Source organism: Veillonellales bacterium, from assembly GCA_039680175.1.
Classification (GTDB): domain Bacteria; phylum Bacillota; class Negativicutes; order JAAYSF01; family JAAYSF01; genus JBDKTO01.
The window spans coordinates 1-15,385 of record JBDKTO010000106.1 but is presented as its reverse complement, the minus strand read 5'-3'; the positions used below and the strand labels follow the sequence as shown (position 1 = coordinate 15,385).

The 15,385-nt window shown below is 44.9% G+C and carries 12 protein-coding genes; 8 read left to right on the top strand and 4 right to left on the bottom strand.

What is annotated here, in order from left to right; all coding sequences use genetic code 11:
- Positions 1-406: 406 nt before the first annotated feature.
- From pheS to ABFC84_17090, 6 genes are all read left to right on the top strand, one after another.
- Positions 407-1,429 (top strand): phenylalanine--tRNA ligase subunit alpha, encoded by a 1,023-nt coding sequence (gene pheS / locus ABFC84_17115; protein ID MEN6414460.1) that lies wholly within the window; start codon positions 407-409, stop codon positions 1,427-1,429.
- A gap of 38 nt (positions 1,430-1,467) precedes the next feature.
- Positions 1,468-3,894: a phenylalanine--tRNA ligase subunit beta gene (pheT, locus tag ABFC84_17110; protein ID MEN6414459.1), complete on the top strand. Its 2,427-nt coding sequence runs from the start codon at positions 1,468-1,470 to the stop codon at positions 3,892-3,894.
- Positions 3,895-4,016: 122 nt separating this feature from the next.
- Complete coding sequence (gene zapA / locus ABFC84_17105; GenBank protein MEN6414458.1) at positions 4,017-4,271, top strand: cell division protein ZapA; 255 nt, start codon at positions 4,017-4,019, stop codon at positions 4,269-4,271.
- Between the two features lie 17 nt (positions 4,272-4,288).
- Positions 4,289-4,984 (top strand): YetF domain-containing protein, encoded by a 696-nt coding sequence (locus tag ABFC84_17100; protein MEN6414457.1) that lies wholly within the window; start codon positions 4,289-4,291, stop codon positions 4,982-4,984.
- A gap of 113 nt (positions 4,985-5,097) precedes the next feature.
- Positions 5,098-7,602, top strand: coding sequence for a DUF3656 domain-containing protein (locus ABFC84_17095; GenBank protein MEN6414456.1), 2,505 nt, complete (start codon positions 5,098-5,100; stop codon positions 7,600-7,602).
- An 11-nt stretch (positions 7,603-7,613) separates the two neighbouring features.
- A complete protein-coding gene (locus ABFC84_17090) occupies positions 7,614-9,968 on the top strand; it encodes an endonuclease MutS2 (protein ID MEN6414455.1) in 2,355 nt (784 codons plus the stop codon).
- Positions 9,969-10,069: 101 nt separating this feature from the next.
- On the opposite strand, the gene ABFC84_17085 is transcribed toward ABFC84_17090, so the two are convergent.
- Together ABFC84_17085 and ABFC84_17080 are read right to left on the bottom strand one after the other, a co-directional pair.
- The gene (locus ABFC84_17085; protein MEN6414454.1) at positions 10,070-10,603 is read right to left on the bottom strand and encodes a hypothetical protein; all 534 of its coding nucleotides are present in this window, start codon (positions 10,601-10,603) and stop codon (positions 10,070-10,072) included.
- 12 nt (positions 10,604-10,615) lie between these two features.
- A complete protein-coding gene (locus ABFC84_17080) occupies positions 10,616-10,945 on the bottom strand; it encodes a YbaB/EbfC family nucleoid-associated protein (protein ID MEN6414453.1) in 330 nt (109 codons plus the stop codon).
- 157 nt (positions 10,946-11,102) lie between these two features.
- On the opposite strand from ABFC84_17080, the gene ABFC84_17075 reads away from it, so the two are divergent.
- Positions 11,103-11,459 carry a hypothetical protein gene (locus ABFC84_17075; GenBank protein ID MEN6414452.1) on the top strand — a complete coding sequence of 119 codons (357 nt, stop codon included), beginning with the start codon at positions 11,103-11,105 and terminating at the stop codon, positions 11,457-11,459.
- A gap of 562 nt (positions 11,460-12,021) precedes the next feature.
- On the opposite strand, the gene ABFC84_17070 is transcribed toward ABFC84_17075, so the two are convergent.
- Positions 12,022-14,130, bottom strand: coding sequence for a penicillin-binding protein 1A (locus tag ABFC84_17070; protein ID MEN6414451.1), 2,109 nt, complete (start codon positions 14,128-14,130; stop codon positions 12,022-12,024).
- A gap of 317 nt (positions 14,131-14,447) precedes the next feature.
- Here ABFC84_17070 and yunB point away from each other — a divergent pair, with 317 nt between their 5' ends.
- On the top strand, positions 14,448-15,128 hold the full coding sequence (gene yunB / locus ABFC84_17065; protein ID MEN6414450.1) for a sporulation protein YunB: 681 nt from the start codon (positions 14,448-14,450) through the stop codon (positions 15,126-15,128).
- On the opposite strand, the gene ABFC84_17060 is transcribed toward yunB, so the two are convergent.
- Positions 15,100-15,385, bottom strand: a 286-nt coding sequence (locus ABFC84_17060; protein MEN6414449.1) for a hypothetical protein, incomplete at its 5' end; no start/stop codon positions are given. The genes yunB and ABFC84_17060 overlap by 29 nt on opposite strands.

Genomic DNA, 15,385 nt, shown 5'->3' with positions numbered 1-15,385 from the left:
AGTAAAGACCTGAAATTTCCAACAACATACAGGGAGGTCCGGTCTTATATGGTGACCGCAGAATTTTTTTGGAGAATGTTTGAAGCTACCGGTTCTGTAGTTGCATATTTGGTATACAAACGGTTGATGGTACAATAAACAAGGGTATAAAAACTGTACGATGAGGGAGAAAGTATGTTAGCGCGGGGGTTTACAGGGAAGATACCGCCATAGATTGAGAGCGGTCTAAAAACGCCTGACAGAAGTTCGCTCCGGAGTATTCTGGCTGAAGGGATTACACTGTGTAGGCGCAGACGTATTTTTCGCGTTAAGAAAATGAGAGTACTAATTAGGGTGGTACCGCGGAAGTTGTTAGGCTTTCGCCCCTTGGGGCGGAGGCTTATTTATTTTACTTCAGGAGGGTTATATGGAAAAGCAGTTAAAAGATTTACGTCAAGCCGCAAATCAGGAAATGATTCAGGTTCATGATGCAGAGCAATTGAATGATCTAAGAGTTAAGTATCTGGGGAAAAAGGGAAGTCTAACCAGCTTGTTAAGAGGAATGGGAAGTCTTAGTCCGGAAGAACGGCCGCGAATTGGGCAAATCGTCAATGAAATACGGGCCGAATTGGAAGCATTGATTCATTCAAAGGGAGAAGAGCTGAAGCAGGCTGAGCTGGTGCGTCGGTTGGCCTCGGAGAAAATTGACATCACGCTGCCAGGCCGAAAAGTAAATGTCGGCCATAAGCATCCCCTGACTTTGACGCTTAATCGCATAAAAGATACCTTTATGCGGCTGGGATTTTCCGTGGAAGAAGGACCTGAGGTGGAAAAGGACTATTATAATTTTGAAGCCTTAAATCTGCCCAAGGATCATCCGGCCCGGGATATGCAGGACTCTTTTTATATTACCGAGCAATTTTTACTTCGGACTCATACATCGCCGGTCCAAGTGCGGACTATGCAGTCGTCAACGCCAAACCAGCCAATTCGAATGATTGCACCGGGGAAAGTCTACCGCCGGGATTATGATGCGACTCACTCACCGATGTTTACTCAAGTGGAAGGGCTGGTTATTGATAAAGGGATTAGTTTCGCCGATTTAAAAGGTACGCTGGAATTATTTATTCATGAAATTTTTGGCGAAACAGTCGGCGTACGGTTTAGACCCAGCTTTTTTCCGTTTACTGAGCCTAGCGCCGAGGTAGATGTTTCCTGTGTTATGTGCGGCGGTAAAGGCTGCCGTGTATGCTCAGGGACCGGCTGGTTGGAAATTTTAGGTTCAGGTATGGTTCATCCGCGTGTGTTGGAGATGAGTAAGTTTGATCCAGCGTTAGTCAGTGGGTTTGCCTTTGGTATGGGAGTGGAGCGAATCGCCATGCTGTTGTATGGAATTGATGATTTAAGGCTCTTTTATGATAATGATTTACGGTTTTTACAACAGTTCTAATTTGGGAAATAGAGCAAAATCTTTAAAGGGGGATGACTATGCAAGCACCAATAAAGTGGCTTAAAGATTATGTCGATTTTAATGAGACTCCCGAGGTTCTCGCTGACAAGCTGACGATGGCAGGAATTCCGGTAGAGACGATTGCATATTTGGGGCAAAATATTGAAAATGTGGTAACCGGAAGAATAACCGATATTCAGTCCCATCCGAATGCCGATAAATTGTCGGTTTGTCAGGTTGACGCCGGGAAAGAAAAGTTGACAATTGTAACAGGTGCCGGAAATATATCGCTCGGGGATATTATCCCCGTTGCTTTAGTAGGGGCTAAATTGCCGAATGGCATGAAAATAAAGGCCAGTAAGCTTCGGGGAATCTTATCTTACGGGATGATGTGTTCGGCGGCAGAATTAGATTTGGATGCCAAAACTTTATCGTCCAGGGATAAGGAAGGGATCTATATTTTACCTGCCGATACGCCGCTGGGCGCAGATATTAGGACCATATTGGGTTTGGATGATGTAGTGCTGGAATTTGAGCTTACCGCTAATCGCGCCGATTGTTTCAGTATGGTTGGCTTGGCCAGGGAAATTGCAGTCTTAACGGGCGGCAGTGTGAAAAAACCGATGTTGAATTTGCGGGAGACCGGTGAGAAAAAAACAAATGATCTGGTTGATGTGACGATTGATGCTCCTGATTTGTGTTCCCGCTTTACAGGCCGAATTTTGACAGAGGTTAAAGTAGGGCCATCGCCGGAGTGGCTTAAACATCGCCTACAATCGGCAGGCATACGGTCAATCAATAATGTTGTGGATGTAACCAATTTTGTAATGCTGGAATTAGGTTTTCCCATGCATGCCTATGATTACAACTTATTATCACGGCATAGTATTACTGTACGTAAAGCACTGCCAGGCGAGCGGCTTACCACCCTTGATGGTGTAAAACGGGAACTTACCGCCGAGATGCTGGTTATTGCCGATGCGGTGCAGGCAGTTGGAATCGCCGGCGTTATGGGGGGGTTAGCCACGGAGGTTACGGCAAATACCCAAACGGTTTTATTGGAAGCGGCAGCTTTTAATGGCGCCAGTATCCGGCGGACATCCCGTGCCTTAGGACTGCGCTCAGAAGCATCCGGCCGGTTTGAACGGGGAGTCGATACAGCGAATACGGTGCGGGCGCTTGACCGGGCTGCCAAGCTGCTGGAGGATATGGGGGCCGGCAAGGTGTGTCCGGGGATTATTGACAATTATCCTGATCTGTGTCTTCCGACACAGATTCATTTTGCTCCCGAGCAGATCAACACTTATTTAGGTGCCGATATTCCAGCTGCAACCATGCTTCAAATATTGAAAAGTTTAGAATTTGAAGTGGCAGCAAAGGGTAAGGAGGTTACCGTTACCATACCCACTTGGCGAGGCGATGTTAGCGGTCCTGCCGATATTGCAGAAGAAGTTTCACGTATCTACGGCTATGATAAAATTCCTTCTCATGTACCGAACGGTGACATGCTCCAGGGAAGACAGAGTGCTACTCAGTCCATTGTCGATAAAATAAAAGACGTATTGACAGCAATCGGATTTAGTGAAGTTGTTTCTTTTAGTTTCACCCATCTTGATACGTTGGATAAATTGAACATTCCCCAGACAGACGATCGGCGGACTGCTATACCGATTCTTAATCCCATTACGGATGATTTTCCCTTGTTGAGGACGACGCTATTGGGTGGAATTATGGAAACGATTGTTCGAAATTTCTCCCGCAAGAATGACAGTATGAAAATTTTCGAATTAGGCGCTGTTTATTTGCCCCAGGCTCTGCCGCTGGAAGATTGGCCGGAGGAACCATTGATGTTATGTGGCGCATTAACCGGTAAGAAAAATGAAATATCTTGGAATCAGTCTACAGAATCAGTTGATTTTTATGATGCCAAAGGGGCGGTCGAGGTATTGCTGGAACGATTGGGAGTGACAGATTATACTGTAGCAGCCGCAGCGCATCCGTCGCTGCATCCGGGGAAGACGGCCGCTTTTAGAAAGGAAGATCAGATTATAGCTACAGTGGGAGAAGTGCATCCCCAAGTGCTGCAGGCTTTTAATATGAGCCATCCGGTCTATATATTTGAATTGAGGATTCAAGATTTAATTCGGCAAGCTGAGCCCCAAATAAGCTATCAGCCATTGCCAAAATTTCCGGCGATTGGCCGGGATTTAGCAATTATTTTACCGCGGGAGGTCGAAGGGGAGCGGGTTTCTCAGGCCATTACCGATAGTGCGGGAGAACTGCTGAGTGAAGTCCGGCTGTTTGATGTTTATACCGGGGAACAGGTTCCGGCAGGATTCCGGAGTATGGCATTCTCGCTTACTTTTCGCTCGCCGGATAGAACCTTAACCGATGTTGAAGTCGATGAACATTATGGTAATATTGTTGCTTGTCTGGAGAAAACATTTAAAGCGAAACAGCGCTAAGCGATAATCGTTAAAAGCAGTTTATGTAAGCAAACATAAGCTGCTTTTTCTTTTATTATGCAGGAATTGCAGCGAGTGAGGCGAATGTAAACTAAAGAGAATAATGTCTATTAGGTGAAATTATGGATGAAAAAATATGTAAAATTACGGTTGAAATATTTGGTGAATCCTATGCCTTAAAGGGCGATCTGGAAGCAGAGCGAGTAAAAAGAATCGCTGCGCTGGTAGATGAACGAATGAAGCAGGTAGCCAAAACTGATTCGCGGCTGTCGCCATCAAAGGTCGCCGTGTTGGCGGCATTGAATCTTGCGGATGATTTTTTGCGGCTTGAGCAGGATTACCAGCAGCTGATTCAAATGGTGAAGGAAGAAAAGTAACGGGTATAACACTCCTGATGATGGACAATAATACCACCAAAAGGGGTGGTTATGTGTTGGCGATTGGTGATCTTGGGCAGGTTTTATTACATATATTGGCGCTTTTTGCTGTGGCTTTGATCGTTGTCCGGTTAATGGGAAATCGTACAGTAGGCCAGTTTTCTCCTTTTGATTTTGTTATCATGGTGGGGATAGGCGATATTATTGTTACTGCTTCGATGGATAAAAACCAGACAATGCTTGATGGAGTTGAAGGGTTGGCAGCCTTGTTCATATTACAGCAGCTGTTAGCTTATTTATCTTTGAAAAGTACAACGTTGCGTAAATGGTTTGAAGGAACGCCAATAACGTTAATCCAGGATGGTCAAATTATTCGTGAAAATTTTGTAAAAACACAATTTAACTATGATGATCTGCGGCAGGAACTCCATCGGCAGGGAATGGATATGACTAATCTTAAAGATATCAAACTGGCCCGTTTGGAAAGCTGCGGTGTCTTTTCAGTAATTAAGAAAATCGAGAAAGAGCCATTGACCAAACAGGATTTTGAAAGTTATTTTAAAACGATGCGGGAGAACCCTCTCAGTCCCGCCGGTGAGCAATGGGCAAAAATTGATCAGCTGATTTCAGATGTCCACCAGCTAATTCAATTTATCAGGCAGCAGGAAAAACAAGTTCAGCCCAATTATGTTAAAACACAACACAAACTATGAAAGAATTACAGCAGAGGAAGGGACGGTCCCTTCTTCTTTTCGTTGACCTGATGATTTCCGCAGTAATTAGCTCCGGCAATAGGAGTATAAAGACAAAGAAGGGATGAAATCAAGTGATTGAATTATTGGCGCCGGTTGGCAGTCGGGAAGCTTTAATTGCAGCGGTAGAAAGCGGCGCAGATGCAGTCTATCTTGCCGGAAAGGCCTTTGGTGCGCGTGCCTTTGCGCCGAATTTTGATGATGAAGAATTAGCCGCCGGGGTACGCTTTGCCCATCTGCATGGAGTATTGGTTCATGTAACGGTAAATATACTGGTAGATAATAGTGAAGTTCCGGCGCTAATTACTTATTTGCGCTACTTATCTGAAATTGGTGTGGATGCCATTATTGTCCAAGACGTGGGCGTAGCAGAAATTGCCCGTCAAATTGTGCCTCAGATGATTCTTCATGGCAGTACGCAAATGACGGTGCACAATTTGGCCGGAGTACAGCTTTTAGCGGCAATAGGATTTGAACGGGTGGTATTGTCCCGGGAACTTTCTTTAGCGGACATTGAATATATCTGCCAGCATACGAATATTGAGATCGAAACTTTTATTCATGGCGCTTTATGCATTAGCTATTCCGGTCAGTGCTTGATGAGCAGTATGATCGGCGGACGCAGCGGGAATCGCGGGCGCTGCGCTCAGCCTTGCCGGCTGCCGTATACGCTGGTTGATCATACCGGCAGCAATGTTTTGTCGCAAGCGGATTGCGGGGAATATTTGCTTAGTCCCAGAGATTTAAATACCCTTGACTTATTGCCGGAATTGATTAACGCCGGCGTAACGTCATTTAAAATCGAAGGGCGGATGAAACGGCCGGAATATGTGGCTGTGGTTGTGGATATTTACCGGCGGGCCATTGATTCTTTTTTGGCAAATCAAAAGGGCTATGCAGTGGATGAGCAAGACAATAAGGATTTGGCCCAAATTTTTAACCGGGATTTTACTACGGCGTATCTGCAGAAAAAACAGGGACGTTATATGATGAGTGATCGCCGGCCGAATAACCGCGGCGTTCGCATTGGGCGAGTGGTGACATATCGGCAGGCGGAAAAGCTGGCAACGATTAAACTAGATGAGCCGCTTAATATGGAGGATATTATTGAATTTTGGGTGAAAGTTGGCGGGAGAGTCAGTGTCACCATTCATGATATGTATGTGAATGGCAAGCTGGCAGCGCATGCTCCCGCAGGTACAGAAGTGAGCATTCCCGCACCGATAGGAGTTCGGGATAACGACCGGGTGTTTAAGGTCTTTGATGCCAAACTGATGGAACGGGCGAGAAACTTTTTTGCCGATTCCACCTCAATTCACCGGATCCCGGTAACCATTACTGTACAAGTTGAGGAGGGAGAGCCGTTACGCATTACCTTACGTGATATTGACGGGAATAAAGGTGAAGCAGCTACCGCATTTATTGCCGAAAAAGCAAGGAATCGACCGTTAACTCAAACGACGATTGCCAAGCAAGTGGAGCGGCTTGGCAATACCGCTTTCGTGATGGAGCAGCTTGATTGCCGGATTTCCGGCAATGTAATGGTGCCCGTTAGTGAAATCAACGATGCCAGGCGCCGGGCGGTGGAAGCATTGGAACAGTCCCGGTTAAAGAAATTTTTCCGGCCGTTACCGGCGGATACTGTTGTCAGGGAAAGGGATATCTTACCAAGACCGATAAACAATAAGAAGAATTCAGCAGTGACAGAGCTTGCTGTTAATGTTGATACGATACCAAAGCTGCAGGCGGCATTGGAAAATGGGGCGGATATCCTGTTGTTTGGCGGAGAATCGTTTTTACATCGACGAATTACTGCCGCTGAGTATGAGCAGGCAGTGACTGAAACACATGAGCAAGGGAAAAAAGTTATATTTAACACACCCCGGATTGTAAAAGAATGGCAGATGCCTGAACTGAAAGAAGAACTAGAGTTATTCAACCGGCTGCAGCCGGATGGAGTCAGTGTTGCTAATCTGGGCACCTTGTCATTGGCTCAGGAGCAAATTGATCTACCGCTGCATGGAGATTATCCACTTAATATATATAATAGTGTATCCGTTGACTTTTTTGCCAAACAAAATATTTCCAGTCTGACATTATCACCGGAGCTGACCTTTGGTCAAGTTGAGGAGATTGCCGGTCGTACGAATATGGTTTTAGAGTGTTTAGTGCACGGCTATATAACGCTGATGGTATCTGAATATTGCGCTATGGGCAGTTATTTGGGGCAGCTGCACACGGGCAGATGCAGTCAGCCCTGCGGCAAAAGAGATTTTTGGTTAAAGGATCGTAAGGATGAACTTTTTCCGGTGGCAGCCGATCAATACTGCCGTATGCATATTCTGAATGCCAAAGAGCTGAGTATGCTGCCCCATGTAGTGAAATTCAGTCAGCTGGGGATTCAGCGGATTCGGATTGAAGGAAAGAAGAGCGACACAGCTCATTTAGCCAAAATTACTCAGCTATATCGGGAATTGCTTGACCAGGGGAATAAGCATCCGCTGCTGGTAGAGGATAAGCTGCGTATGCTGGAACATGAGAACATTACTAGAGGTCATTACTTTAGGGGCATAATATAGGGGAGAGGCAAATGGAACAAGCTGTATTTCATATTCTTGAATATCCTAAAATAGTAGCCATGCTGGCGGAACGGGCCGGTTCGGTTATGGGACGGGAACTGGCGGAAGAATTGCAGCCGGTCAGTGAAATAGAAATAGTGGAAGAGCGTCTGGGTGAAACGGCTGAAGCAAGGACTATTCTAGGCGGGATTGCGGCTGTTCCCTTAGGGGGAATTCGCGATGTTCGCACCAGTCTCAAACGGGCGGAGCTGGGAGCTAGCCTGGAGCCGGAAGAACTGTTGGCCATTGGAAGTACTTTGTATGCCGCCCGGCGTATTTGGCATTTTTTTGCCGAGCTGGCTGAGCCGGCTCCCCGTTTGGCCCGAATAGCGGCGACGATTACCGTGCTGCGGAATATTGAGAATGCGATCGACAGTACGATTAGCGAGCAGGGAACGCTGCGGGATGATGCCAGCGTTGAACTTTTGCGCCTACGCCGGGAAATTCGGCTGGCGCAGCACCGGGTTAAGGAAAAATTAGACAGTATTTTACGATCCACGGAGTATCAAAAATATTTTCAGGAAGCTTTGGTAACGGTGAGAGGCGACCGCTATGCGATTCCGGTTAAACAGGAATACCGCCATAGCTTTCCCGGAATTGTTCATGACCAGTCGGCCAGCGGTGCTACTGTTTTTATCGAACCTATGGCAGTGGTGAATTTAAACAACGAGATCAAGCAGCTTATGTCGGCGGAGAAGAATGAAATCGAGCGTATTCTTCGAGTGATCAGTGATAAAATTCGCCAGGTGGTCATACCTTTAAGGGAAAATGGTCAGGCTATGGCGCAAATTGACTTTGCCTTTGCAAAGGCTAAGCTTAGTTTTGACATGAACGCTTCCATACCTATTATCAATCGGGAGGGATATGTCAAGCTCATTAAAGCCCGGCATCCGCTGATTTCCCAAGACAAAGTGGTACCGGTGGATATATATATCGGGAAAAAATTTAATACTTTGCTGATAACCGGCCCCAATACAGGGGGGAAAACTGTCACGCTTAAAACCCTTGGTCTGCTGACACTCATGACCCAGGCCGGTTTATTTATTCCGGCAGCCGCTGGGTCCGAGATGACTGTCTTCAAAGAGGTTTTTGCCGATATCGGTGACGAACAAAGCATTGAACAAAGTCTCAGCACTTTTTCCGCGCACATGACCAATTTAGTTAAAATTCTAAAACATGTATCGGTACATGATTTAGTTTTGATTGACGAGATTGGCGCCGGAACGGATCCGGATGAAGGTGCGGCGCTGGCGATGGCCATTTTGGAATATTTGCTTTCGATTGAGGTAAAAACAATTGCCACAACTCATTATAGCGAATTGAAGACATTTGCCTATTCCAGGCCGGGGATTGAAAATGCCAGTGTAGAATTTGATATACAAACGCTAAAACCGACATACAGGCTGCTGATTGGTATCCCAGGGAGCAGCAATGCGTTTGCTATCAGCCGGCGGCTGGGGCTGGAGGACTCCATTGTTCAGCGGGCGAAGCAGATGATTAGCACAGAGCATGCTGAACTGGAGACGGTGATTACCAACCTCGAGATTCAGAAAAAATCCTATCTTCAGCAGCAGGAAGAGGTTGCCCGTCAACAGCAAGAACTCAAAGCATTGCAGGAAAAGCTAACTAACGAACAGGAATACCTGCTTCGGAATAAAACTGAAGTTTTGGCAAAGGCGCGCAGGGAGGCTTCGCTGCTTTTGCGTCAAACAAGGCGGACCGCGGAAGAGATGATTGCCGAACTGAAAGCTCAGTCCTTTACCCAGAATGCGCAGGCTAGGCAACGGGTTATTCAAAATACCAGAACCAAACTGCGCGAAGGTTTGGAAAATCTGACAAGCGATGATGAAGAAGATACAGCCCAGCCTGTCGCATTGGAACAAGCGCAGCCCGGAATGTCCGTCTTTGTGACTACGTTACAGCAAAAGGGAACGGTTTTATCAGTGGGCAATAGTGACTTATTAGTACAATTAGGGGCAATGAAAGTAACGGTACCACTTACTGCCTGCCGTTTAACAAGCCGGCCGGAGCAAACGAAAGCGGCGGTCAAAAGAACGGAAATACAGTTTACAAAAATTAATGAAGTCAATAGGCAGATTGATGTACGCGGTATGACAGTTGAAGAAGCGGAAGAAGTTTTAGGGAAGTATCTGGATGATGTCTTATTGGCAGGCTTACATCAAGTCCTTGTTATACATGGCAAAGGTACCGGCGCTCTGCGTAAAGGTGTTCGGTCTTATCTCAAAAATCATCATCTGGTTCGGGATATCAGCATCGGTGAAGTAAATGAAGGCGGCGACGGCGCTACTGTTGTCCGCTTGTCGTAACAGGAGGACCCCTCTGTGTATAGTTGAACTGGTGAAAAGAAAATTGTATTTGAGTAAAAAAGCGGTGTGGAATTAACAATAATCCCACACCGCTTTTTTACTCAAAAGTTACTTTTCCAATTTAAATATCGTCCTAATGGCTTTTTATCCGATTCCTCCGGTTCCGCTATGTTTTTTTCGCTGGAAGAACTGGCCGCTGAAGTCGTTACGGCTGCGGCGGGCGATTCCGGTTTTGCTTCATTGGCTGTATCCTGTTTGGCAGCGTCATGTTTATCGGAAGAGTTTCCGCCAAGACTGTTGACAAGACCTAGTATGGCGGTTATGTTGGCTGGATTCAGTTTTGCTTTCAACTGCGGGCTGTTTAATAGCGGGAGTAATGTCATTAACATATCAGGAGAAGGGCCGCCGCTATTGTCAGACTTTGTTAATTCTCCCAATATTTTTTGCAGAGAAATATGATTTGCGGGCGCAACTGACTGTACGGAGCTTGGCTGGGAACGATTCAGGATGGAGAGCAGGCAAAGTAATGATAATGCGCTAATAAAAGTTTCGGAATTCATGCTGTCATTGGTAAAAGAGTCGATCATCCTGGTGATAGTTTGTATAAGTGATTTATCCGGGGTGTCGTTTGACATGGTGCCCCCTCCTTAAAAAAGACCAGGGATTTTTGGCAGATTCATATCTTCTGCCAGTTTATTCATTGCTGCTTGGTTTAATTCACGGGATTTTACCAGAGCGTTGTTTACAGTGGCTACCAGCAGGTCTTGCAGCAGCGCCGCGTTTTCCGGATTCAGATACTGACTGTTTATTTGAACCGCGATTACCTCTTGCTGTCCGTTCATTGTTATTTTTATTACATCGCCGCTGGACACTTCTACTTGCTCATTTTTGAGTTTGTCTTGTAAATTACCGACATTTTGCTGAACTTTTTTAACCATTTCCATTACATTGCCGAATTGCTCCAACAAGAAAATCACACCTCCCGATAAATTTTAAAAGTGCAAGCCGGGGTTTATTTATGCTAATCTATGCGCATTATACAAATTTGTGTGTGTCCATACCCTAATAGAAACCGATTTTGGTTATACGTCATATATTAGATTAAGAAATAATTCTATGGCGGGGGATGATCAGATGCGGTTACGGCAACGTCATACAAGAATAGAAGATAATGAAACAGTAGTGTCAGCCGTTCACCAAACTACCGTAAAGGACGAACCAATGGATAATTCCGCAGTAATAACGGCTCAGCCAGTTGGGAATTTAGCGGGATTGTTTAGGAGGGTGATCACTAATCCGGATTTTACTTTCCAAGTTATGGTCATCATTTTAACATTGGCGTCTGATAACGTGAAAATGGATCGACGAATAGACACAATGACTAATAAAATTGATGCAGTTCGCAATATTACTGAGGTGATTAATAATACGATGAAGTCGGTGAAAGCAGCGGCAGAAGCGCCAAAACATATTCGGCGCTTGTTACAATAAAAATGTACTTTTAGCGGAGTAACACTTCAACAATTTATTCCATATATTAAAAGTAGAAGGGTGGGCGGTACGCCCTTAAAAATGATACAGTTAAGGGGGGTATTTTCAATGGCAGGACATTGTGGCGGATTCGGGGGACGTGGTTCATGGTGGATTATCATCATTATTATTTTATTGTTCTTTTTCGAAGAAAATTCTCCTAGTCTTTCATAATTACTTACGGTACCGGGAAAACGCTGGAGTGTGTTCTTGAACTTTTTACTATCCTGCAGTAACCGATATGAAATCAACTCCATATATTACATGGAAGAGGTAATCAGGAGTCTGCGAACTTTGTTACACTATTAGGGGGAGGAGGATTAACTATGGGGCGCGGTTTTGGTTGCGGTGGTTTTGGCGGCAGCGGTCTATGGATTATTATCATTATCATTATCTTGTTATTCTTCTTTGAAGAAGATACTTCTACTAGCTTATAGTAAATGTATATGCAAAAAGAAAAAAAACACGCGTTGTTATGCGTGTTTTTTTTGTACGATTTAAAATTTATTCACGGTTGCGTTCCTTACGGTTTATTGTTATCCGATTTTGCCGGAGGGAGAGCGGATGGTTTATCGGAGTGAGCGGGCAATAAAGGTAAAGTCTTTTCATTTGACGGTGCATTATGTTCAGCTGGTTTTCCCTGTTCCGGTGTTTTAGCGTCTTTTTTTTCATTTTTGGACGCATTTGGCTGAGTTCCGTCAGAAGTACTCGATTTATCTTCAGCTTCCGTGGATTCGGGAATCACTAAACCATTTGGCCGGATAAAATCGCGAGCCGGATATTTAGCTGCCGCCCGAATCATAAAGGCATGCCAAATTTTTGCCGGAATAGTACCGCCGGTAACACTGCCTAAATTACCGTCATTATCGTATCCCATCCATACAGCTGCGACAAGATCCGGTGTAAAACCAATAAACCAGGCATCTTTATTGTCATCGGTTGTCCCGGTTTTACCTGCAGCTGGACGTCCTATATTTGCTGCTGTCCCCGTACCGCGAGTAATTACACCCTTCAGCATATCCGTGAGAGTATAGGCGTTACGTTCATTAATGACCGCTTTTTCGCGGGGGGAGTTCTGTTCGAGCACCTTGCCATTTCGATCCAGCACTTTAATAATAGCTATCGGTTCGGCTCGTACGCCCTGATTTGCCAAAACCCCATATGCGCTTGCCATTTCCAGCGGGGTTACACCGCGAGTTAAACCGCCAATAGACGATGCAAGATTGCGGTCGTTTGTTGGGCCTTGCAGAACCAGCGTGGAAATGCCCATTTGCTGTGCATAGTATAGTGGTTTGTCAATTCCAACCTGGTTTGCCAGTTTGACTGTGGGTACATTTAATGACTCCTCTAAGGCTGTGCGCAGGGATACAGTGCCACGATATTTGCGATCATAGTTAACCGGGGACCAGTTTCCAAAGCTTACGGGGGTATCTTGCACAAATGATGCCGCATTCATACCGCTTTCAATTGCAGCCAGATAAACAAAAGGCTTGAAGGCAGAACCAGGTTGGCGTTCGGCCATTACCGCTCGGTTGAATTGGTCGTCACCGCGTCCACCCACCAAAGCTTTGATATAACCTGTATGCGGGTCAATTGCTACTAAAGCTCCTTGCGGCTGCTTAATGCCGTTACCGTCAGTGCGGGAGGAGGGCAAATTTTTCATAGCCTGTTCGGCTGCAGCCTGCATATCTAAGTCGAGTGTAGTATAAATTTTCAGGCCGTCTTTATAGACGGCATCGGCACCATATTTATCAATCAGCTGCTGAGTGACATAGTCAACAAAATAAGAGGCTGTAGTAGCGTCATTGCCGGAGTGGGAGGAGCGGGGAGCTAATGTGATTTTTGTATTCTCCGCTTTGACTGCGCTATTATGATCAATATAATTGTATTTCGTCATTTGCTCCAGAACGGTTGCCTGTCGTGCCTGAGCTGCTTTTAGATTGTTCATAGGAGAATAATAGTTCGGGCTTTTAGGAATTCCAGCAAGCATGGAACATTCGGCTAAGTTCAAATCTTCTACGTTTTTACCGAAATATACTTGCGCGGCTGCCTGAACCCCATATGCGCCTTGCCCGAAATAAATTTGATTCAGATATAATTCCAATATTTCATTTTTCGTGTATTGGCGTTCGATTTGTAAAGCTAAAAAGGCTTCCTGAATTTTACGCTTCAAGGTCCTTTCCTGAGAAAGTAAGGCATTTTTTGCTAATTGCTGGGTAATTGTACTTCCGCCTTCGGATACGCCGCGATCAGTTACGTTTGACCAAACAGCCCGTAAAATTCCCCGGGGATCGATGCCGGCATGTTGATAAAAGCGAGCGTCTTCTACGGCAACAAAAGCATTTTGTAAATCTTTTGGGATTTTATTGATGCTAACAGGAACCCGATTTTCAACCGATCGGGTAGTTGCAATTAACTTACCATTACTATCATAAATCTGCGAAGCGGCGGGAGGACGAATATCACCTTTTAGGCTAGGCAGAGTATTGATGCTGGCAGTTAAAAATCCAAGACCAGCCCCAGTGAGTATGACAACAAATACTACCAGCAAAACAAATGCAACTTTGGAATATTTGATTTTTGAGCGATGATGGGTACCATTTTGGTGGTCACCGCTACGATTGCTTTGCATGTTTAACCTCCTAGAATCCAATATGTTTCTTAATTATACCATAAATATTAGATTGCCACATAAGTACCGAACATTTGCATAGTGTGTCTGTAGAGACACGGTTAAAATCCCCCAAAATCTATAATTAAATGAAAATAATTATACGCGGGGCAAGCGAAATCCTGCCGACAGCAGAATTAAATGGAAATTCAAAAGTCAACTTGAGGAATGATTTATTTTCAATTCACGAACGCTGCAATAGTGCATATAATAAATGAGCCTTACGTATAATTTTTTGTCAACCGGGCAAACGTTGAATCATACAGGGAGGAAGAAAAATGAGGTTCGCCGTACGTAGAAAAAAAACTGTACCGCCCTGGTCTTTTGTAATCATCATTTTATGTATAACAGCTTTAATTGGGTTTTGGGTAGTAGAAAGTCATTTAAAGCCAACGTTATTAGCCATTGCTGAAACCAAAGCAACCTTGATTGCGACACAATCAATTAACGATGTTATTAATGAGAATATCAGCAACAGTGTTGATCCACAAACTCTGGTCGCAGTGAAAGTAGACAGCCGGGGACGGGTTGTGTTAATACAGCCCAACACAATGGAATTTAATAAACTGGCGGCAGATACAACGATAAAAGTTCAAGATTCTTTAAAAAATATAACAGAGGAGCAGATTACTATCCCAATAGGTCAAGTATTAGGAAGTCAGCTGTTAGCAAGCATGGGACCCAAGATTACGGTAACGATTATCCCGGTTGGAACTGTTCAGGTAAAAGTAGTAGATAAGTTTGAACAGGCCGGCATTAATCAGACCCGTCATATGGTGTATTTATTGGCAACTACTCAAATTAGAATTGTTGTGCCGTTAGTTAGTAAAAGTGTTGCAGTGAATACACAAGTACCAGTCGCCGAATACGTTGTTGTTGGTGAAGTGCCTAGTACATATGTTCAATTTCCCTTTCCTTTGGCTAATGAATTTATTGGAAATGAAAATGGACAGCGTTAAAAGTTTCCAGCCCGCGGCGCGCAAAAAAATATGTTGACATAACCGAAATGGTTGTGGTAATATATAAAAGCTGTCTCGGGTAAGCGTGCCGTCCATGGCACACCCTCGACACTAGCGCATCCATGCGCGTTGTCGCAAACGGCAGCAGGCTGAGAACAGCCGAGTGTTCCTTGAAAACTAAACAATGTAAGTAAGGAAAAAAGCCAGATGTGCGGGAACGCTCGTCACGGAAGTGACGAAGTTCCGAAACAATAAAT

Excerpts from the sequence above, each read along its gene's own strand:
- pheS (MEN6414460.1), top strand. The coding sequence starts at position 407 with ATGGAAAAGCAGTTAAAAGATTTACGTCAAGCCGCAAATCAGGAAATG.
- pheT (MEN6414459.1), top strand. The coding sequence starts at position 1,468 with ATGCAAGCACCAATAAAGTGGCTTAAAGATTATGTCGATTTTAATGAG.
- zapA (MEN6414458.1), top strand. The coding sequence starts at position 4,017 with ATGGATGAAAAAATATGTAAAATTACGGTTGAAATATTTGGTGAATCC.
- ABFC84_17100 (MEN6414457.1), top strand. The coding sequence starts at position 4,289 with ATGATGGACAATAATACCACCAAAAGGGGTGGTTATGTGTTGGCGATT.
- ABFC84_17090 (MEN6414455.1), top strand. The coding sequence starts at position 7,614 with ATGGAACAAGCTGTATTTCATATTCTTGAATATCCTAAAATAGTAGCC.
- ABFC84_17085 (MEN6414454.1), bottom strand. The coding sequence starts at position 10,603 with ATGTCAAACGACACCCCGGATAAATCACTTATACAAACTATCACCAGG.
- ABFC84_17075 (MEN6414452.1), top strand. The coding sequence starts at position 11,103 with ATGCGGTTACGGCAACGTCATACAAGAATAGAAGATAATGAAACAGTA.
- ABFC84_17070 (MEN6414451.1), bottom strand. The coding sequence starts at position 14,130 with ATGCAAAGCAATCGTAGCGGTGACCACCAAAATGGTACCCATCATCGC.
- yunB (MEN6414450.1), top strand. The coding sequence starts at position 14,448 with ATGAGGTTCGCCGTACGTAGAAAAAAAACTGTACCGCCCTGGTCTTTT.